At 49.3% G+C, this 21,501-nt stretch carries 12 protein-coding genes; all 12 read right to left on the reverse strand.

All coding sequences use genetic code 11. The features are described from left to right. Positions 1–504 precede the first annotated feature (504 nt). Positions 505–1,254 (reverse strand): FadR/GntR family transcriptional regulator, encoded by a 750-nt coding sequence (locus VLX91_05235; GenBank protein ID HUI29597.1) that lies wholly within the window; start codon positions 1,252–1,254, stop codon positions 505–507. 106 nt (positions 1,255–1,360) lie between these two features. Further along, on the reverse strand, positions 1,361–2,815 hold the full coding sequence (gene gnd, locus VLX91_05240; protein ID HUI29598.1) for a decarboxylating NADP(+)-dependent phosphogluconate dehydrogenase: 1,455 nt from the start codon (positions 2,813–2,815) through the stop codon (positions 1,361–1,363). A 91-nt stretch (positions 2,816–2,906) separates the two neighbouring features. Then, entirely contained in the window at positions 2,907–4,250 is a 1,344-nt protein-coding gene (locus VLX91_05245) for a lactate racemase domain-containing protein (GenBank protein HUI29599.1), read from the reverse strand. Between the two features lie 80 nt (positions 4,251–4,330). Beyond that, positions 4,331–5,707: an MFS transporter gene (locus tag VLX91_05250; protein ID HUI29600.1), complete on the reverse strand. Its 1,377-nt coding sequence runs from the start codon at positions 5,705–5,707 to the stop codon at positions 4,331–4,333. A 128-nt stretch (positions 5,708–5,835) separates the two neighbouring features. Next, positions 5,836–7,434: a tagaturonate epimerase family protein gene (locus VLX91_05255; protein ID HUI29601.1), complete on the reverse strand. Its 1,599-nt coding sequence runs from the start codon at positions 7,432–7,434 to the stop codon at positions 5,836–5,838. 31 nt (positions 7,435–7,465) lie between these two features. After that, positions 7,466–10,003: a glycosyl hydrolase family 28 protein gene (locus VLX91_05260; GenBank protein HUI29602.1), complete on the reverse strand. Its 2,538-nt coding sequence runs from the start codon at positions 10,001–10,003 to the stop codon at positions 7,466–7,468. Positions 10,004–10,011: 8 nt separating this feature from the next. Further along, a complete protein-coding gene (locus tag VLX91_05265) occupies positions 10,012–13,362 on the reverse strand; it encodes a right-handed parallel beta-helix repeat-containing protein (GenBank protein HUI29603.1) in 3,351 nt (1,116 codons plus the stop codon). 37 nt (positions 13,363–13,399) lie between these two features. Beyond that, positions 13,400–14,884 carry a glycoside hydrolase family 28 protein gene (locus VLX91_05270; GenBank protein HUI29604.1) on the reverse strand — a complete coding sequence of 495 codons (1,485 nt, stop codon included), beginning with the start codon at positions 14,882–14,884 and terminating at the stop codon, positions 13,400–13,402. Positions 14,885–14,913: 29 nt separating this feature from the next. Beyond that, positions 14,914–16,590, reverse strand: coding sequence for a glycoside hydrolase family 28 protein (locus VLX91_05275; protein ID HUI29605.1), 1,677 nt, complete (start codon positions 16,588–16,590; stop codon positions 14,914–14,916). A gap of 154 nt (positions 16,591–16,744) precedes the next feature. Next, positions 16,745–19,057, reverse strand: a complete 2,313-nt coding sequence (locus VLX91_05280; protein HUI29606.1) for a T9SS type A sorting domain-containing protein — start codon at positions 19,055–19,057, stop codon at positions 16,745–16,747. Positions 19,058–19,099: 42 nt separating this feature from the next. Next, positions 19,100–19,306, reverse strand: a complete 207-nt coding sequence (locus VLX91_05285; protein ID HUI29607.1) for a hypothetical protein — start codon at positions 19,304–19,306, stop codon at positions 19,100–19,102. Between the two features lie 105 nt (positions 19,307–19,411). Then, positions 19,412–21,460: a T9SS type A sorting domain-containing protein gene (locus VLX91_05290; protein ID HUI29608.1), complete on the reverse strand. Its 2,049-nt coding sequence runs from the start codon at positions 21,458–21,460 to the stop codon at positions 19,412–19,414. Positions 21,461–21,501 lie beyond the last annotated feature (41 nt).

Raw genomic sequence — 21,501 nt, forward strand, 5'->3', positions numbered from 1 at the left:
AGGTTAATAGCTTTTGACTTTCATTTGATAATAGATGCGCGCCGACCTGTCTGCTCTTTTGATCCGTAACATTTATGATTATTTGTAAAACGGAGCCAAATTGATTCGCGCTCAATTAGGCCGGCAACTTCATAAGAGAGAGACGCGTCATGAGCAAACACGAACGCGCAGCCTCCAAACTTAAAAAGAACCTTAAGCGATCACTTTATCGTTAACTGCAACGACAAAAAAATTACGACAAGGGCAAACCACCGGGTCATCAGACAAAACAAGAAACTCTTTCCGTGCCCTTTTATTCTATGACAACGTTTTTCGAGAACAACCAATTAAATCGCATCTTACTCTCAATGCGCGCGGGCCCGATAGCATTGATGTCTTCGACGGAGCGAACTCCACGTCGTCGACTTGAAAGGAACCTGGCCAAACGATAACGAACCAAACACTTCACCCGGCGATGAATGAGTTATAACGTCACATGTCATACATGCTAGCACAAATGCGGATTCAGTTTTTTTCAACTTTTTGGTTTCCAGATTTCACGGTCAACTTCACATGCTCCTCGGCCACATTCAAATGAATTGTCATGGCCCGCCTTGCACCTTCAGCATCCCGCTTCAAGATTGCCGAAAGAACCTTCCCATGTTTTTCCACCGCGGAATCTTTGGAATTCCGAACGGCGTTATAAACGGAGATCTTTATCGCCGGCATCAACCGATGGATAGGCTCGATCATCAGAGGGATGATGATGTTATGGGTCGCCCTCGCTATGTCAAGGTGGAACAGCAAGTCAAGTCTCGCCAGCTCGGAGTGGTCGTTTGGCGGACAATTCTTGAGTTCCTCCCAATCACTCTGAAGTTTTGATGCATCCTCACTCGTGTGTCTGAGGGCTGCAACATAAGCAATTGCGGGCTCAATTATCTGCCTCGCGTGAATAACGTCGAGTGCATAATCCTTTTGAATCGAGAACCTGAGATAAGAATGGAGCGGCTCAACTACGCTTTCAGCAGAATAACCCTTGACGAAAACGCCCTTTCCCTTTTTAATGGCAACTATCCCTCGGGCACTAAGCGTCCTGAGGGCTTCTCTGATCACGGTCCTGCTGACATCAAATTGCGCTGCCAAGTCAAACTCCGGTGCGAGACGATCGCCGCTCTTTAGAACTCGAGCATGAATCGCGTCTTCGATCTTCTGAGCAACCGTTTTGCTCAAAAGCTCTCGATTCCCAATCGTCGTAAAGGTAGCTCGTTCGCTCATAGTAAGATGTCTGACATCTTATAATACAAAAAGAAGCCGGCTTTGTCAAGTCCTTCTGAATCATCTGAGTCCCTGTTTTCTCAAAATTATCGATGTTCTAACCTTTTCACACTAAGTATGTCGACGATGCTGTCTCCCCGCCCCGGCCAGTCCAATTGGTGTGGAAGAATTCTCCGCGAGGTTTGTCGACTCTTTCATACTGATGCGCTCCGAAATAGTCGCGCTGTGCCTGGAGCAAGTTCGCCGGCAGTCGGGCGTTTCTGTAGCCGTCAAAATAATTCAATGCAGTGGAGAACGCCGGTACCCAGATGCCGTTCAAGACCGCGGTAGAGATAACCCTTCGCCATGAGTCTTGAGCTGAGTCAATTTTGTTTTTGAAGAAGGGATCAAGAAGCAGATTGCTGAGATCGGGATTCTTGTCAAACGCCTCTTTGATCTTCCCGAGAAAAACGCTTCGGATGATGCAACCACCTCTCCACAACAGCGCGATGCCGCCATAGTTTAAGTCCCATTTATATTCCTCAGCCGCCGAGCGCAGCATGGTGAAACCCTGGGCATACGAGACGATCTTCGAAGCATATAAAGCTTTCTCAAGGTCGTTCAAGAATGCCTGCTTGTCTCCTGCGAATTTTGATTTAGGTCCCGCCAACACTTTTGACGCCGCTACCCTTTCTTCCTTCATCGCTGAAAGACATCTGCCAAAGACGGCTTCGCTGATAAGCGTGAGAGGAATCCCGAGATCAAGGGAAGTCACACTTGTCCATTTTCCTGTCCCTTTCTGTCCTGCTGTATCAAGAATCCTATCCACAAGCGGCTGACCGTCACCGTCTTTGTACGCGAGAATGTCTCTTGAAATTTCGATCAGGTAGCTGTTCAGATCTCCCGTGTTCCATTTCCTGAACACTTCATGCATTTCGAGTGCGTTCATACCCAATAGCTCTCTCATAATCTGATATGCTTCGCTGATTAACTGCATGTCGCCGTATTCGATTCCGTTGTGTACCATCTTAACGAAATGACCGGCACCGTCGCTCCCGACCCAGTCACAGCATGGTGTGCCATCTTCGACTTTTGCAGCAATCGCCTGAAATATCGGTTTCACGTGCGGCCAGGCCGCAGGCGAGCCGCCCGGCATGATCGAGGGACCTCGCAGCGCTCCCTCTTCTCCGCCGGAGACTCCGGTCCCTATGAACATTAGCTCCTTGCTCTCGAGGTGCTTTGTCCTTCGGATTGTATCCGGATAATGCGAGTTACCGCCGTCAATGATGATGTCGCCCTTCTCCAAATGAGGAATAAGCATCTCGATGAATTCATCGACAGGCTTTCCGGCCTTCACCATCAACATTATTTTTCTCGGGGTCTTAAGTGAAGAAACTAATTCCTCGATGTTATGAGTCCCGACAATTTTCTTTCCCTTGGCACGACCGTTGACAAAATTCGTCACTTTTTCAACAGTGCGATTAAAAACGGCGACTGTAAATCCCCTGCTCTCGATATTGAGCACAAGATTTTCTCCCATCACCGCTAATCCAATTAAACCGATATCTGCTTTCGATGACATATTCTTATTTGTTCCTTCTTGATTTAGATATTTTTGATTTCAAATTTATGTCCCGCAACTCTTCCCCCTGGAAAGGGTCAGGCCGAGACGACTAATCCTCGTTAAATCTTCCTTTATATGCCCATAAGCCGAGGGCTGGGTTTGAGATGTAAAAAATTTCTTCTCCATTCGGCAGCTTATTAAGACCGTCTTTTAGCTTGTGGGGGTCATACCGCTTCATCATATCATTTATGTCCGAGTATTTGAGATATGCGCTCTCGATTTCTTTCCTGGAAATATGTGCAGGACAATACACAATTGAGAATCTGCCCTCAGAGGAACCATGGATCAGGTGTGCAGCTGCGCCTAAATTATCTCGGAGCTCGGCGTTACGTTTTACAAGGTCGAGAATCTTCGGCGTACCTGCGTAACCATACTTGCGAATGATCGCATCGTTTCCCGGGTCTTCTCCAAATTCTTTCAAGCCCGGGGCAAGTATGATAAGTTCACCGCCGTCCGAGATTGCCATCCGGGTGCGATAAATTGCCTTGTTACCAAGCCATGTACTTTTGAACTCAGTCGGATCGAGGTAAACCACAACCTTCTCCAGCGGTTTCTCCAGCATGAAGAAATTGACGTTAAGAGAAAGGGCGGCCGCAAGATTAAAACACTCGATATCATCACCGATAAATAAACCTCTCACAGCGAACCCGCCTCCATTCGCGGAAGCCTCTCGTGAAGCCAGGTCAGCCTCATCATCCTGGCGCTGGAACTCCGGGACGTAGGCGACCTTATCAACTACCGTCAGCACGTAGATGATCGGCATATTATTCGCAAAATGTTCGCAAGCATAATTCAACACGCGCTTTACCGGTGTATCGGCTCGTCCCATTATTCTCTCGAGACCGTACGCCGCTCCGAGAAAGTGGGTCTTGTTTATTCCTTCCCGTCCTCCAGTCCCGATGAAAATATTTTTGTTATGATTTGCCATACCTACAACTTCATGCGGAACGACCTGGCCGATCGACAGGATCAAATCGTGTCCTCCTTCGATCAAGAGCTTGTCAACCTGAATCGGTATCGGATAATCGACCGCGCCGTGCGAAACATTCCTCACGAAATCTGACGGCACCTCGCCCATAGTCGTAAAACCGTTTCTCCAATCGTGAACGCGGAACAGATTCCTGGGAGTATTCCCATACATTGCTCCGATTTCATCATCACTCATAGGATAATGCGTGCCGATTGACGGAAGAACATCTCCGAGCTTTTCGCGGTAATATTCCCAAACCAATTCCGTCAGCACACCTGCCTGAGAGTGGTACCTTGTAATGTCCGGAGGAATGGCGATCACTTTCCGCCTCGGGCCGAGTTTATCCAATGCCTGATACAATCCTTCCCTCAGATCGTCAAGCGAAAGGTTTGCATCGACTGAGCCTTTACTATACAACAACATGGATCAACAAAGAGCCTTAAATCTTGAATTTTGAATCGCTGCTACACAACGCTTCGAAATTTGGATTTCATTTCTCATTTTTACAAATCAGTAATTGGCTCGTGCCGCGGCACAAGCCCCTTTATGATCGCCCAAGCTATCAGGTAACTCAACGCACAGATGACGAACATGATGAAGTAGGCGGTCTGCGGGTGTCCTGCGAAAGTGTCGGTGAGCCGTCCTGCAAGCAATTGCACAATGACGCCCCCGATGCCGCCGGCGGTTGTGCCGATGCCGGTGACGGAGGCAACTGCCTTTCTGGGAAACATGTCCGAAACAGTCGTGAAGAGATTCGCCGACCACGCCTGGTGCGCCGTCGTGCCGACGCAGATCATGGCAACGGCAAGGGTGACAGCCAGGCTGCCAAACCTTGCCACATCACCGAAATACTGCGTGGCAAGAACAGCCAGCGGGAAAACCGCAATAACGAACATCGTGGTCATGCGCGCCTTATAGACCGGCATGCCGCGGTTGATGAGCGTCCGTGGAATGCTCCCGCCATAAACGCTACCGACAATTGCCACGCCATAAACGATGAAGGTCGGCATTATGACTTGCCCGGTTGTCATGTGAAATTGCTTTATCAAATAGTCCGGCAACCAGAAGAGATAGAACCACCATATGCCGTCGGTCATGAACTTGCCCGCAAAAAATGCCCACAGTTGTCTGTAGCTGAACAGCTTCCACCACGAAAGTTTCTCTGCTCCCGAGCTGGTTTGCTCCTTGGCCACGACATCGTCATCAATGCGGAGGTAATCGAATTCTGGCTTCGTGAGCCGCTTCTGCTTTGCGGGCGTTTCGTAGAACCAGAACCAGAAGATCAGCCAGAGAAATCCGATTGCGCCGGTCAAAATGAACGCCAGTTTCCAACCTTGCTGTTCCCCGAAATAAATCAAGCACCATGGCACAAATAGTGCGGCGATCATTGCGCCGAAATTCGAACCGGCGTTGAAAATGGCCGTTGACAAGGCACGCTCGCGTTTCGGGAACCACTCGGCGACACTTTTGATTGAAGCCGGAAAGTTGCCGGACTCGCTGACTGCGAACAGACTTCGGATGGCGATGTGCATCGAAACCAGGCTCCCCACAAAAGCGTTGAGGATTCCAAAAATTGACCACGCGATTAGAGAAATCGCTAACCCAATTTTGGTCCCGATTTTATCAATAAACCATCCGGCAAAGATGGTTGCCGCCGCGTATATACCGGTGAAGAAAGAAGTCAGATAAGCAAATTGCGAGTTCGTCCAGCCAAACCCTCCGAGGTCGGACGGCTTACAATAAAATTCCTTCAGATAACTGATAACTTGCCGATCCATGTAGTTGACGGTTGTGGCAAAAAAGAGGAGCCCACAAATCACCCAACGATAGTTGCCGATTTTTACCTGGTTGCCGGCGGATGCTTCAGACGAGATTTCCATATTTGCCAACATCTCCTTTGAGTTGATATTTTCGTCTTCTATTATGAATAATTCGCTTTGCCAAGAGAATCATTCGTGACTTGCCGCGCAATGCAATTTGCGCTGGTCCTTACTTCGTTGATCAGAATTCATTTCCATTTCTTGAACGGTTTGAGATGGCGATCAAAATGCTTCACCAGCAAATCATAGTGGAGCGCTTCGTTATTATTCAAGCACTCATAAATCCGGTCTCTGAAAATATATTGACCCTTCTCATTCCTGTCTGTCAGCACTCTGCCGTAAGTAACGTGAAGAGCTTGCCTGACATCGTTAGAGTCAAACAGTCCTGCAAGCTCGTTATCTTTATATTGTGCGCCAGGTCTGATTTTTTTCATATCTGCCGAAACAAAATAACTCTTTCTTTCGGTGTCAAACAAGCTTAAGGCATAATCAAGTATCTCTCTAAACAGCTTTGGGTCCTTCATCGCGACAACCTTCAACGCTTCCAGGTAGCTCGTGCCCGCAGTCTTCACGTGAATGCGGGTCTGCTTCATTGCGCCGACGGCTTCATAGATCCTGAACTTGTCGCTGCCTGAATGAAAACTGATCTTGTAGAATCCAAAATATTCGGCTATGGCAGCATGCTGGAGGTAATGCTCCTTGAAAAGCTCTATGTCTCCTTTATACTCGATTCCTTTTTCAAAATCTCCGACAAATCTCGGTGCAAGGCTTACGAAACCAACTCCCATCCTCTTCAGCTCATTCACGATGAAGAAGTGCTCAAAAGGCGTGGTCACGGTATCGGTCTCATCAATTGACACTTCGATTTCGCAATCATGGTCGGCGTGTTTGGTCTTCAGGTGATTATGAATTCTCTTGACATTGATGATAGCTGCCATATACTTCAGGCACGCCTCGAGGACGCTCCTTTTTGTGGAAGTGATCGAATACCCGCCGCGCAACTTCGTCGATTTACTTTCGTACCTTGCGAGGAGATTTTCATACGAATCGCCGAAATCGCTCCATGGCAACCCGGCAACTCTTCTCAGCAGATCCGGTTCACTTATCTCTGCCACACCGTTGACGACGTGGTCGCTTGGATCGATTGTAAACATCGTAAATCCTGCCTTCATGAGGCGGTCTACATCGTCAGTGGTTTTGAGGTGATCGGCGTCAGCACCGAAACCGTCTTTGTATCCCTCCTGAAATGCTGCCCATACTGCAGCGTCCATAACCTCCTCAGGTGTTCTTTGTGTTCTCGTCAGCTCACGAATTGATTGTTGTGCAAGAACAGGCATGAACTTGTATCCTTTTAACGCCCTGAGGTGACCGGGATTTGCCAGACCGAGTCGGTCACCGAAGCCGTAGGAGTTTTTCAAGCCTATAGTTACCGGTTTAGTAAACGGGCAAATTTTTTGAAGAGCTTCGGCATTGTGGTGATTCACCGGACATTTCTTCATGACCTCACCACCGGTGGCTCTGATCACTTCTCCTTCGAATCCCTTGAACGCAGATTCGTCGTCGCTGTCCGAAACCGCATAGAGAAATTTCCCTTTCTTTTCGCGAGCCATGAACACTTTTGTGCCATGATACTCGTTGATTGAATTGGGATATACGGAGATTCCCAGTTCCTTCTCAAGTTTCGGAATCGATCCTTTTCTTTGCGCCTTTCTGGTGACCCGCGTCTTCCCGTTTCTCCGGGTCTTCCTGATTTTCTGCGTCCTTCTCGTTTTTGCATGTACTGTCATTTTAGATCCTATTCTTAATTGGTTTGAGATTTTATTTAACCAGCAGCAACTTCCTAGTTTTCACAAAATTCCCTGCGTTAAGTCGATAGAAATAAACGCCGCTTGCGAGACGCGAACCGTCAAACGTGACGAAATGCGTACCGGCATTTTGTCTTTCATTCACCAAGGTTGCGACTTCTCTTCCGAGCAGATCATAAACTTTCAGTGTAGCCCGACCGCCCGCTGACAATTGGTATCTGATGACAGTCGACGGATTGAACGGGTTTGGATAATTTTGGTAAAGCTCAAATTCATAAGGTGTACCACCATCCCTCGGTTCCACAGAAGTCAGAGTAAAATCTCCCACTCCAAAAGAACCAAGCGTTTTTATTCCACTGCGAGAAACCCAGAACGGCTGAGTTGACAGCTGAGTTGTATAGCTACCCGTTCCAGCTTCCATCGTATCGGTGGAGTCGCTCAAGTAGAATATCCTTGCCTCCGCCGCTCTAATCGCAGAGAATGTGGTATCTTCCGCTGACGCCATCCAGCCTAATTGGATCGTGCAATTGCCCTTGCCTGGTGAGTTTTCACTCAGCTTCCATCTTAGATTCACGCGACCACGCCCCGACATAGTCGACCCGCTCCCCGTATCTACAGATACGCTGAAGGTGTCTGCGGTACCTGCATTCTTAATCCACACAGGTGCATAGACCGAATCTGTACCTACTGGAAAAATCTTTTGAGTCAGGACGATTCCCGGTATCTTCAGAACACCTGACCCATTGGTAAGTATATAGTGGGTCGGAGACCCTCCGCTGATAGAACCCGCGAGAAGGTTTTTCTGACCAAGAATAAACTTCCCGTTGATGTTCAGCGTCCCGTTAACGGTGAGATTTGCTCCCGCAGTTGTACCATCATGCATGATAGTCACATTTCCAAAGGTCGAATCATATCCTGATGATCCTAAAATACTGTCGGCGTTCATCGTCTGTACATAATTGCTGGCACCGCCTATATCATATAAAGAAGCAGGCGGGAACGAAGGATATCCTGCGCAATTGTTGTAGTAGTTCCCATTGTCGTGGAGTGCGAAGGTATCCTTGACGGAAAACTGTGCAAGTTCATTCAAAATACCCCCGTAACTGATCGCAAGGCTGCCGCATTGCAACGCCTGATCAACAACGATCGAGTCCCCGTTCACCACCGCGGCGTAATCTGCGGAATCAGGGACGACATTGCCCAACCATGTCGACGGGGAATTCCAATTTCCTCCACCCGTTCCGTTAGATAACAGGACGGGATTAATTGATCCGTTGACCTGGTAGATGACAGACGGAGGAGTTGTGGCACTTATCGTCGCGTTGCTCGTGTATACTGTTGCGTTTCGGACTTCCAATCCATATTTGCCGGAAATGTTGACGTTCTCCAGGAAGATGTCTTTCATCGGAGTTTCGGGAACACCGACAATGACACAGCCCGGGTTCGATGTAGATCCGCCGGTCGCGGTCAAGCTGTCGACAACGATGTTATGAAAATACGGAGTGAGCGAGTTTACGGCCTGTGCCGGATCCGTTTGCGCAGGGATGCTCGGATAATATTCCGAGAAATAAATGGGATACTTCACGTTCGTCATCGTAATATTCTTGTAAGTCACGTTTCTGACGTTTCCTCCTGCGCCACGATATGATTTGATGCGCAGTCCGTTGTCGGTTCCGTTGAATGTGCAATTGGTAACAACCATGGTATCGACGCCGCCGTTCGTCTCGCTTCCGATAGAACACCCATGGCCGTGCAAAAAGGTGCAGCCGGAAACGAAGATGTTCGACGTTCCGGCGTTGGGATCTGCCGGATCGTTATTTCCCGATTTCACCGCGACGTTATCATCTCCATTGTCAATTTTGCAGTTGAGAATTTGCACAAAGTGACAGGTGGCAGGATCGATTCCGTCCGTGTTAGGCGAATTCGATGGAGCGAGGATCGTAACGTTCCTAACCACGACGTTTAAGCAATACTGCAATGAGACGTGGAACTGGGGAGAATTCTGCAAAGTCACATTTTCTATAAGGATATTCTGTGCGTGACTCAACTGGATCAGCCTTGGCCGGGGATAGTTATTGTTCGCATTGTAGGCGTTCCACCATGGCAGACCCTGACCGTCAATCACTCCATTCCCGGTAATGGTAATGTTGGCCGAATTTTTTGCGCACGCTATCAAAGGCTGCAGTGAGCCAGGCATCGACTGCGTAGTGTCATAACCCACCGGGTAGTATGCCTTGACATAGGTGGTGCCGTATATGACCGCAGAACTGTCAACCTGAAATATCACGCTGCTCTTCAATGTGATCGGTCCGGTAATGAATTTCCCGTTCATGAACTCAACTGTTCCCCCACCGGCGTTGTAACAACTGTCGATCGCAGCCTGGATTGCCTTCGTATTGTCCGTAGTACTGTCGCCGACGATTCCATTGCCCGTCGAATCAATTGCAATAACAACTTTTGGTTTATCGTATCTGCCTCTCTCTCCGGCAATTAACAGGTGCGGACATAATATCATCGATACAAGAACTAACTTTTTTGTATTCAACTTCATAAAATCTCTCATTTAACTAACAACATTTTGCGAAGCTGCATTTCTCTGCCGCTCCTAAGTACGCTGAAATAAACTCCGGAAGACAAACCGGATGCACCAAACTGAATGGAATATTTTTTCCCGGATTCGGCATTTCCTTCGAACAGCGTTGCCACCGCCTGTCCAAGGATATTGTAGACCTTCAACGTGGTAAAACCCTTTTGAGCTACGGTGAATTCGATCATGGTTGAAGGGTTGAATGGGTTCGGATAATTCTGATACAATGCAAACTCCGCCGGAATCTTATCAAGATGCTTCACTCCGGTGATAACCCCGAAGGCGCCGACACCGAATGGACCGAGCTTCGTAATGCCGCCCCGCCACACCGTGTACGGCTGTCCGGCCGATGGAGAAAAATTCCAGGCATAGCTTCCCGATCCCGCATTCGAATCAGGAGTTGAAAGAGAAAATATTCCCGCGTCTTTACTTCGGTTTGCAGCAAAGGCGGAATCCTCTTCGGCACTGACCCAACCGAATTGCAGCGAACAGTCGGGTGTTTCGCTTGAGGATTCGCTAATATCCCATCTGACATTTACTCTTCCGCCGTCTCCGTTCTTATATTCGGGAATAGACGAATCAACCATGGCAGCGACCGTGAATGCGTCCGCCGTATTCTTGTTCGCTATCCATAAAGGAGCGTATCCCGCAGCTGTCCCCACCGGGAACATCGCGGAATCAAGATTGAGGATACTTAACGCTCCGCCGAGACTGTCAGTTCTGACGTAAGCCGTCGACGATCCGCCGGCAACCGATGCAGCATTGATCTTCCTTCCGTTTAGGATTAGCTGTCCGATCGAAACGGAGAGTCTGCCTTTGACTGAAATGCTATTTGTCAAAGAAACTCCAGCACCGTTGACAACGGTTAGATTATTTACACTATCGGGGAAGGCGCTTCCTGTAATCTGAGAATTTAACCCGTTGAAAACATAGTTGGCACTTTTGCTGAAATAGCGCGCCCCTGTTACGTGAATACACCCGCTGGAATCGAGCCCGCTTTGGTCAGCAAGTGCGAGAGTTCCACCACCATTGAGAACGAAACCCTGGCCTCCTTTTATAGTGTCGTGAGCAGCAAGGCTCAGTACTCCATTCACCACAAAAGTTCCTTGTGTCCTTACCCACCATGAGGTCGAGTCGCTGCTAAATGCTAACGATGAATTTGCCCCGACCGTGTCAAAGACCGCAGCTTGAAAAGATGATGAAGAGTCGAATAGCGGCCGGGCGAGTGTAGCCGACTGAGATCCGTTTCCAACAAAATTCAATGCAAACGCTCCGTCAGAATTCGCAGCGACCTCGGCAGATTTCTCGATCAGGAAATTTCCCTTGAGATTTGCGATCCCAATTTCTGTCGTAGAAGTCGAGTTTGGATTATTTCCCATCTGGAGCCACGCACCATTGAGGATATTCAGGTTTCCGCTGATATTAAAGATACCTGTCCTGGTCCCTGCAGTACCAACGTTAGAAAAAGGTTCCAGGCCTGCAAAACTCGGAGCAGAGGAATCACCCACCGACACATTTCCGTCGATGTTCCAGACTCCTAATACGGTGGCAGTCCCGTTGGAATCCACCGCCGACATCTGTCCGCTCTTGACATAGACATTTCCATGTACTACGTGTGTCAAACTCGAAGTCCTTGCACCTGCAAATGTCCCGACAGTATCCCCCGTTTCTATTGTCAGGTCTCCGTTGATCAGCAGATCATTCCCTGCAGTTGTGCCTCCCCTTTGCACGATTACATTTCCAAAAGTCGAGTCGTACCCGGATGCTCCGAGGGTATTCCCCGCCGCTTTGGTATGAACATAGTAGCTGCCGCTGCTGATATAATATGACAGCGCAAGCGGAAAGGATGGAAGCAGCGAGTAGCTATTATAAAAAAAAGCACCTGGCTGGAGTGATAGTGAGCCGCTCACGCTCAGCAGTGCAGCATCATTTAGTTTAGCACGCGGCTGGATTACGATGTTCTTACATTTCGCCGCCTGAGTCGCAGTGACTACTACCGAGTCACCGCTTGTGATCAGGACATCGGTAGTATCGTCCGGTATGATATTGTTCTTCCATGCCGAAGGTGAATTCCAATCTCCTCCACCGGTTCCATTTGAGGCAACATATGAGACACCGATTCCGCTCTCGAACGCCCCGATATCAGGAGCCGCACCTGCGTAAGGGATCCCGACATACGCGCCTGAATCAATCAGACCGCTTGATGGAGCCAAGTGGAGAAAGTCAGTAGATGGAAGCGTACCGTCAGGAAGGCGGGCGACTCGAGCGAGCGAAGTATCGAGGCTCAGAAAATCGGATTGTGAAACCGTGTGGCCGGGCCAGCTGTTGTTCGATTGGACAACATCGGAGTTCAATTTGTAATCTCCCTGGCCGCCCTCAAAAGACAAATCGTTCCTCAGAGTGTCCTGACCGTTTCCGGTATCAGGGGCAGTCGGGAATGAAAAATTATAAGTTCCGTTTCGATACCCGGTGCAATTGTAGAGAGTAACTCCTGCCGTGTTGTTGTTTTGATCAAACCCTTTAACGACATTATCGAACGAGACACAATTCGTTACGATATGCGGCCCTGGCACATAATTACCGCCGAGCTTGAAACCGTTTCCGTTCCCCGTGAAGCCGGAGATATTCCACAAGTTGTATCCGTTATGAAAGGCCCAGCAGCTGTCGAACACAACCTGATAAGACGTCTCATAGCAATCGTACCCGTCATCCGAATTATCATAGACGCGGCAGCCTCTGAAAACATTTCCCGGACCGGCGCCCAATTTTGCATCTATTCCGTCCGCATTCTGTCCCTGAGTGGCCGGGTCATTGTTTCCAAAGGAATCACAATTGTGGATGTAGTTGTAGCTTCCGCCGTTGCTTATCTGTATGCCGGTATCTTTGTTATTTGATATTTGGCAGTTCTCCACAATGTTGTATGAACCCGATATGTAGATCCCATTGTCGCCCGCGTTTTTGATCACCAATCCTTTCAAGTACCAATAGTTTTTCTTGAGCTCGATACCGCGTGAAGAAGATGAATAAGATTCTCCCGAGAAGTCAAGGACCGGAGTCTCGCCTGGGTACGCCCATAGGTTGATGTAATTACCCGCTGAACCGCTGACTCCGGCGCCCAAAGTGGAGGATATGTTATATGTGCCGCCCCTCAGGTAAATCGTCGTCCCTGCAGCTGCCATCGACATGGCTTTCGAGATCGTCAGATACGGTTGACCGATCGTCCCGGGATTGGAGTCGCTGCCGGTGGGCGAGACATAAATTTGAGCAAAAGAAGCCGCGCTCAAAAGAAGCACTAGAAAAAATATTTGTTTTATCTTTGACATTTCGTTTATCTAATTGAAGAAGAACTTAATAAAGAATTTATTTCTGCGAATCATCTTCATCATGGACGGGGCTGCCGTTGACATAAACTTTTTCGAGCCTCACACCGATTGCATTTACGATGCTGTCTCCTTTTGAGACTCCATCGAATTTGCAGTCTTTGATCGAGACGTTTTCAATTTTTGATTCCGGAAGCCCATCGAAGTACAATCCATATTCACTTTTCTGACTCACAACATTTTCTGCGAAAATATTTTTCATAACCGGGAAATACTTGTAACCTTCCGCTTCGGGAGGATCATAGTTCATCGTTATTCTGACGATCGATTCCCTGACCTGGCCGATTTTCAGATTCCGGACATATATGCCGGTCAGCGCGCCGCCGCGCTTTGCATTTGATTTTATCCGAATGCCCTGATCAAGGTGCGGGCTATCGAAACTGCAATCCTCGACAAAAATATTCGAGCAGCCGCCGCTGATCTCACTTCCGATTGAAACTGCCCCATGTCCCTCCTTCATGGCACAGTCGCGAATGATAATATTTTCTACCGGAACGTTTACTCGCCTGCCGTCTTCATTGCGTCCGGACTTGATCGCAATGCAGTCGTCGCCGTCATTGAACACGCAGTTCTCGATGAGCACGCCCGAACATGACTCCGGGTCGCAGCCGTCGGTGTTAGGGCCGTCGCTGTCGGTTTTGATTCCATCTATGGTGACGTTCCTGCACAGCGTCGGATGGAGAAACCAAAACGGAGCATTCTCTAAAGTTACTCCCTGTATGAGCACGCTCTCGCAATTATAGAATTCCACAAAGGTCGGTCTCAGGAAATGGTGGTCGCCGAATATTCTGTCCTTCACGGGTACATCGTTGTCGCCCATTCTCATCAGCAGCGGGCGGCAAGTGCTATCCAGCTGGCTCTGCATTCCCTGTTTCCAGCCGAACTCCTTTCCCCCTTTCCATGGCCACCAGTGCTCATTATCAGCCTGGCCATTGAGAATTCCTCTCCCGGTCACGGCAACATTTCTCTTGCCGAAGGCATATATGAGCGGGGAATAATTCATCAACTCCACGCCCTCCCAGCGGGTGTAGACAACCGGTAGATAATCGGCGGGATTTGTGGAGAACTCGAGCATGGCACTGTCCGACACGTAAAGGTCGACGTCATCTTCAAGATGGATCGCGCCGGTTAGAAAAATTCCTTTCGGCACAACAACCCTGCCGCCGCCTGACCTTGAACATTCTTCAACCGCCTTGTTGATCGATTCGGTGCAGAGAGTCTTTCCATCGCCGACTGCGCCGTAGTCTGTTATCTTGAAATCACGATCTGGAAAAGCGGGCGGGATAATTTGTTTGAGTATTTCCGGGACCTTGCTCCATCCCGATTCCTCATCGACCGTTTTGCCGCCGCCGGAATTGGAAAAGTGGGAGCCGGCACTTAACAAAAACAACCATGCTAAAATGAAAACTGAAATTACATGGTGATAATTTATTTTCTTTGAAACTCTTTTGAACTTGAAAAGCATCTTAACCTTCTAGAAAACGTTAACGAACTTTATTGTCGGACGACGGCGCTGGTGTCAGCATCAGCCCCGTATTTTACCGGGATCTTTGCCGAAGAAATGTCGGTGCCGATGAGCCTTATGTTCGACGAATTCTTCCCGCTGACATACAGAAAAACATCCGCAGTTTTCGGACAAAAACCTTTATCTATTACAAAATCCTTGCTTTCGGAAAGCGAGAAGACATTTCCTTTCCTGGGGAGAATCTCGTCGTTCTTCAAAGTGAAGCCCGATGCAAAGTTCGACTCAAAGCCTTTATCGGCAGCTATGTACGAATCAGAAATCGTGATGTCATGGACCGGCATTTCAGGCAGGCCGGCCACGCGGATGGCCTGTTTCGCACCGTCGCAGTAAACGCTGTCGATATAAAAATTCTGAAAGATCGGTGTCCTGTCATTGACAGGCTGGGGACTGAAATTCTTTGGCGGCGCGCCTTCACCGGGAGCGTTCCCTTCATAATACGTGTCGAATAGTATCGCCTCGTCTACGATGTCCTTCATGTAAATGTGATCGACATAGACATTCTTCACCAGCGCGCCTCTTCCCCTGGAACTCTTAAATCTCAAACCTATATCGGTGCCGACATAATCGCAATTCTTCACCGAGATATTTTCCATCCCTCCGTCGGTATTGCTCCCGATGACAAAGCCGCCGTGGGCATGGTACACGACGCAATCTGCAATGACGACGTTCTTCAGCGATGGACTGCTTACGTTTTTTCTCAAACTTGATTTCATGCAGATGCCGTCGTCGCCGGCAGTCACCGTGCATTTATAAACGAGCACATTTCTGCATGCGCTTATGTCGATTGCGTCGCTGTTCTGCGCCCAGTATTCGTTGTTAATTTTCACGTTTCTGACAACTACATCTTCACACCAGTTGGGATACAGTGCATATGATGGAGAATCTTCGAAAGTCGTGCCGTCGAACAGAACTTTCCTGCAATCTATAAACAGAACGAGAACCGGACGCAAGAAATCTCTGGCGGGTAGAAAATCCCGAGCCGCCAATTCGTCCTTGCTCTTCGTCGTCCTGAGATTCTTCAGGTATTGTTCACCGTTCTCAGCTTCCTGGGACGGCCACCACATGGAGCCGTCTTGAGTGACCACGCCGCCGAATTTCAATAATTCTTTCCAGAGTGTGGGCGAAACCTTGTTGCTCTTCACAGGCCTCCACGTGATACCGTTCCCGTCCACGAGACCGGATCCGGTGATGGCCACATTTTCAAGACCTATTCCAAATATCGGAGACTCGACAACCCATCCCCGCCCTGGTACGCTCACGATCGGATAATCCTCATGGTTACGGCTGAATTCGACAACGGCTCCTCTATTGAGATGCAGATTGACGTTGCTCTTCATTTGAATAGGTCCGGTCAGCCATAACCCCGCCGGGATTACAACTGTGCCGCCACCGGCCGAGGAGCATGAGTCGATAGATTTCTGAATCGCGGCGGTATTCATCGAATGCCCGTCGCCGACTGCGCCATAGTCCTTTACGTTGAATATCTTGTTCGGAAAGTCGGGCAATTGTATTGCAGGCATCTCAAAAGGAAGATTTGAAGTGTATTTCTCGACTTCATCTCTGATCTCTTGAGCTGTTGCCGCAGAAACCGAAATCAGAACTGCAGCTAAAGCGAGAAAGACAAAAACATGCCGAGAATTTTTCATACCATTACTATTGAACAAGGTTCTCCCGATTTTGATGGTACACCGTCATCCCCCTCTCTTTTGGAAAGAGAGGGGGATGATGAAGTGGTTTAGTTTGTTACTTCAGCATCAATCCCGCCAATAGAAGGCGGATTTCTGAAAATATGTTTTTGAATCATTTAATCATCAACATTTTGCCTACTATCACCTGATTGCCGACGCTCAATCTCGCGAAATAAACTCCACTGGAGTAAGTGGAACCGTCGAAGAGTTCCTCATAGTAGCCGGCTTTCAGGTTCTGGTCGACAATGGTAGCGACCTTCTGCCCTAAATCGTTGTAGATCGTCAACGCCACATGTGCATTCTTCGGCACCGCGATTTGTATGGTGGTCGTTGGGTTGAACGGGTTCGGATAGTTTCCGATCGCTATCTTCGTCGGAATGCCGCTCGGCTTCTCATGTAATCCGACTATCGTACCGAATCCCGCTCCGTAAATTCCGTAGGCAGTCACTCCCGATTCAGTCACATAGTTTCCGGAATCTGCAGAAGCATGAGATTGAGTGGCATTCAACGCAGCCCATGGATCACTAAGTGCCGGTTTTCCGATGAGCGTAACGGGACTGTTAACAGCCAGAGCTTCCTTCGCGTAGACCGTAAGGTCGAAGGTGCCGGTAGGAGTTCCGCTCGCATTAACTGTCCAATAGCCGCCGTTCCAATAGCCGGTTATCCCGCTCGGGAAAACCGAACCGCCCGGATCGGAAGCTGTAAATGAAGCCGTCAGGTCAGACGAAGCTGAAGGGGCCGTTGTGAAATCGAGAGCAACGCCATGGTACGCCGACTGGTCTCCAATTGGGAACAGGTAAGAACCCGTTGCACTATCCGCACGGGTCAGAGAGCCGATGACATACGACGCGCTGTCCCCGACCACGGCATTAGCTTTCTTGTTTGTCAAGGTAAGCGTCTGGGAGCCCGGTTCGAGTTTGCCGCCCGTGTTCAGCGTCAAAGTTCCCGTTACTGTCTCATTCGCGCCCAGCACGACAACAGCGGAGTCGCTGACGGTTAAATCATTCATCGTCGGAGGAAGAGCAGCTCCGGCCGCCTGTGTGGCAGTGCCGCTCCCGTTGTAAGCATAGCTTCCCGTGGTGGGGAGTGATTTTGTGCCGGATACCTGGATGCTTCCGATCGTGGTATCAATTCCGTTCACGTTTGCAGTACCAAGCGTTCCGCCCGGTTCGAGAACAAAATTCTGCAAACCCTTCAACGTATCCGACGGTCCGAATAAAAGTTTTCCGTAGACAACGAAGGCTCCGTTCCCGCTCGGTGCGCTTGGACAGTTAAAATTCCATGACTTGCCGCCGGTGAACTGCACGGTCGAATTCGGACCGACGGTATCGCACAGAGTAATCAGATGAGTCGAGGAAGAGAACGAAACTGATTTACCAAGCGAAACAGTCTGAGGCCCGTTTCCGACAAAATTGATCGCAAAAGTTTCTCCATTGGAGTTTGTGGCAAAGGCAGCGTTGGTGTCCACGCTAAAGTTTCCGCCGATATTTATAATGCCTGTGTTAGCCGAGTTATTGCTTGTGCTGTTTCCGGCATGGAGTCTTCCTCCGTTAACAAGAGAAAGATTCCCACCAATGTTGAACTCACCAAAATTAGGAACTCCCTGGTCGTCGCTTGAGAAAGGTCCGAATCTTCCCTGCGGCGTCGAGTTTGAATAATCGCCGACGGTTACGTTCCCGTCAATGTTAAAGATACAGCCTATAGGATTTGAGCTGGCAGTGGTAAACTTTCCGTCAACTGCGGAAAGAATTCCGAAGATGACACGGACGTTTCCCATGACATGGTGGGTCAGAAGACTTTCGCCCGTATTATCCCTCACTGACGGGCTGATCCCGCGGATTGCATTGCTGGTCGTGTTATCACTAATGATCAAGTCGCCCTTGATTGTCAGGTTCGCGCTGAAACTCAAACCGGGGGTTCTCGCTAAAATATAAACGTTCCCAAAAGTCGAATCCGCGCTTTGAGAACCTAACGTAGCAGCGCTGGCTCCCATTACCGCAAAGTTGCTTGCAGCATCGATCGTGTACGATGTCGCATTGTCCGGCCAGGCTTTCAACGAATCGTTGTCATAGAACCAGGCATTCGCCCCTATGGAGAAGTCTCCGGTCATGGTAAGTTTGCCGACGTTTAAAGCTAATTTCGCGCCTGGTTGGATAGTGAGGCTCGCGCAGCTGACCGGGCCGCTGGTATAAACCGAATCGCCCGTGACTATGGTGACGTCGTTGCCGGGACCCGGCGCCGGGCTCCCTCCCGCCCAGGTTGAGCTGCTGCCCCATGCTCCGCCGCCCGTTCCATTACTGCTTATCGGCTGTGCCATGATGGAGCCGGCTTGAAAAAGAAGCACCAAAGCCGACAGCTGGAAGATAACAAAAAATCTTTCTAACGCTCCCTCACTCATTGTAAAATGTTTCTCTGCTCTTTTCATTGTCATTTCTCCTTTCATAATGTGCCTCAACGCCTCTCGCGATCAAGTTCTCATCCTGCGAAGCTTTTCGGCAGCATCTATCGGACTAACTGATTTTCCTGGTAAGGCACGAACGCGAATGTGCCGACCACAATTCAAACTCCTGTATGTTCTGCAAGCGATCGATTCGCTTGCCTGTCCTTTCGCCGGACAAATTCCTTCAGAGTATATCTCCTCGGTCCCGCAAACGGGACATTCCTCGACTGACATTTTGCTGCTCCCTCCTGCCGAATCCATCGGCAGGATCTTACCTTAACTTATCCCCCGACCCCCTCTCTTGGAAAGAGAGGGGGAACCGAGGGTTAAGTCAATTTCTTATTTCACCAGGACGAGTCTCTTTGTCGAAGTATAATTTCCAGCCGTCATCCTGTAGAAATAAATTCCGCTCGCGAGGCGGCTGCCGTCGAACGATACGGTGTACTCGCCTGCAGCCTTCGTCTCGTTCACAAGCTCCGCCACCTTTTGTCCGAGCATATCATAGACATCGATGCTCACGCTGCTCGTCGACTTTACGTCGTAAGTAATAGTTGTAGACGGGTTGAACGGGTTCGGATAATTCTGCAGCAAAGCGAACTTGGTCGGATTAGAAACCGCGACATCCACTTCGCCGTAGTTCTTCACCGCTCCGGTTGCGGAGACAGTCTGCAGCTCATAGGCATAATTTCCAATGACGCTGGCAGTTTGATCGGTGAAAGAATATGTTCTTCCGGTCGTGCTTGTGCCGAGACCTTTGAGTGCCGGGTTGCTCTGATAGGTTGAAAGGAGCGTGAAGTTGGTCTCGCCCGGAGCTCTCCTCAGCAAAATGAAGCCTGCATTGTTCACCTCGCTGCCGGTCTTCCATGTCATGGTGACATTGTGGAGATACTGAGTCCCCGCAGCAATGAACGAGGTGACCTGGACGGGAAGAGGATTATCGGTCATGTTGCCGCCAAGATAGAACTGTCCTGTGGTAGCACCAGGAATGGCAGTACGGTTAGCCACGGTTCCTGAACCAGCAGAATGAGTCCCAACCAGATCGAAGGTCGTGCCGCCGTCACCCGAATGAACAATTCTCAGAGCACTCGGGGTAGCAATATCGATTTGGCTTCCTCCATCGACACTCAAATTATAGGTACCGGTGGTAAACCCTGGCTGTGAAAGCGTCCAGTATTGGTCCGATCTTGTTGTAAGTGAATATCCGCCATCATCAAGCGCAGATGGCAAATTAGTACCACCATTATCCGGTATCGTCCTTGACACGCTTAGAGTGCCAGTAGCCAAAACATCTCCCGAAGGAGCCGTGAGCGTAAAGTTGTCGCCTTGAACAGTCATTGAAACATTAGTGTTCAATGTCAAGCCGCTATTAAAAGTCACTCCAGCCATATCACTATCCACGACACTCAGGGTTTGCCCTGCTCCGAAAGCGTTGGGTGAAGCACCGGTGTATTGTTGCCCGCTTGTTCCATTAAGTGTAAGCGTTTGAACATACCCTGTGCCGCCGGTTGCAGTTTGAATAGTTCCGGTACCGCTGATCACGATGTTTCCCTTCACACTTAGATTCGATGTCCCTGTACCGGCGCCCGCAGTCGTGCTGCTTCTGTACTGCACCTCGCTGGGACTACTAACGTTAAGATTGCCGCCAATATTGATAATCGAGGTTCCGTTATGTGGGCCCGCACTCTCTTGAAGAATTACCCGGTTGCCAGTAGCTGCTCCAGTTAGAGAAACGCTCCCTCCGATATTCCATGTGCAGCTTGCAGTTGTTGACGCGGTGCTGTTCACGGCGGTAATTCTCGCTGACGTTCCAGTTCCAATAACAACATTTCCTGTCACGTTCACAACGTTGGTCCCGGACGTCGCAGAAATACCTCTGAACGTGCTTGCCGTAACAGTGAGGTTACCAGCAATGTTCAAAGTAGTATTTGCCGCGGGGCCACCGCTTGAGGTAGTAGAGTAAGTCAAGTTCCCGTATGTCATAGCAGTTTGAACAGTCGTCGGCCCGGTAAGTACTACGGTGCTCGAAGACGCCAGATTCCATGACGTACCGGGAATAGACACTGCGGCAGCGTTTATGCTCAGCGTTGAGTTGGCGTCCATTTGAAGGAGAGCACACGTTCCGGCTGCAGCCATCGTCACATTGTCGCCGCCAAGAATTTCAACATTGTCTGACGCTCCTGGAACTCCCGAAGGATTCCAGGTGCTGGCGGTGTTCCAATCTCCGCCTCCGGTGTTGTTGCTCTGCTTTGTTATCTGCGCAGACGCATTTCCCGCAACGAGCATCAGGCTAGTCGCCATGACGCTCAAAAGCATTAACCTTCTTACCATTTTCCCTCCATCTTTTGTTTTTTGAAAAATTAGTTTTACACTCAATATTGCTTCTCCCATGATTCTCTCCTGTTTTTTGTTGAAACTGTTTTCTACATGAT

It is taken from the genome of Candidatus Acidiferrales bacterium (assembly GCA_035515795.1).
In the GTDB taxonomy this organism is placed as follows: domain Bacteria; phylum Bacteroidota; class Ignavibacteria; order Kryptoniales; family JAKASW01; genus JAKASW01.

Bases quoted from the DNA above. Each gene is read 5' to 3' on its own strand.
- VLX91_05255 (HUI29601.1), bottom strand. From the start codon at position 7,434: ATGACAGTACATGCAAAAACGAGAAGGACGCAGAAAATCAGGAAGACC.
- VLX91_05275 (HUI29605.1), bottom strand. From the start codon at position 16,590: ATGAAAAATTCTCGGCATGTTTTTGTCTTTCTCGCTTTAGCTGCAGTT.
- VLX91_05235 (HUI29597.1), bottom strand. From the start codon at position 1,254: ATGAGCGAACGAGCTACCTTTACGACGATTGGGAATCGAGAGCTTTTG.
- VLX91_05285 (HUI29607.1), bottom strand. From the start codon at position 19,306: ATGTCAGTCGAGGAATGTCCCGTTTGCGGGACCGAGGAGATATACTCT.
- VLX91_05280 (HUI29606.1), bottom strand. From the start codon at position 19,057: ATGAAAAGAGCAGAGAAACATTTTACAATGAGTGAGGGAGCGTTAGAA.
- VLX91_05250 (HUI29600.1), bottom strand. From the start codon at position 5,707: ATGGAAATCTCGTCTGAAGCATCCGCCGGCAACCAGGTAAAAATCGGC.
- VLX91_05265 (HUI29603.1), bottom strand. From the start codon at position 13,362: ATGTCAAAGATAAAACAAATATTTTTTCTAGTGCTTCTTTTGAGCGCG.
- VLX91_05290 (HUI29608.1), bottom strand. From the start codon at position 21,460: ATGGGAGAAGCAATATTGAGTGTAAAACTAATTTTTCAAAAAACAAAA.
- VLX91_05245 (HUI29599.1), bottom strand. From the start codon at position 4,250: ATGTTGTTGTATAGTAAAGGCTCAGTCGATGCAAACCTTTCGCTTGAC.
- VLX91_05260 (HUI29602.1), bottom strand. From the start codon at position 10,003: ATGAAGTTGAATACAAAAAAGTTAGTTCTTGTATCGATGATATTATGT.
- gnd (HUI29598.1), bottom strand. From the start codon at position 2,815: ATGTCATCGAAAGCAGATATCGGTTTAATTGGATTAGCGGTGATGGGA.
- VLX91_05270 (HUI29604.1), bottom strand. From the start codon at position 14,884: ATGCTTTTCAAGTTCAAAAGAGTTTCAAAGAAAATAAATTATCACCAT.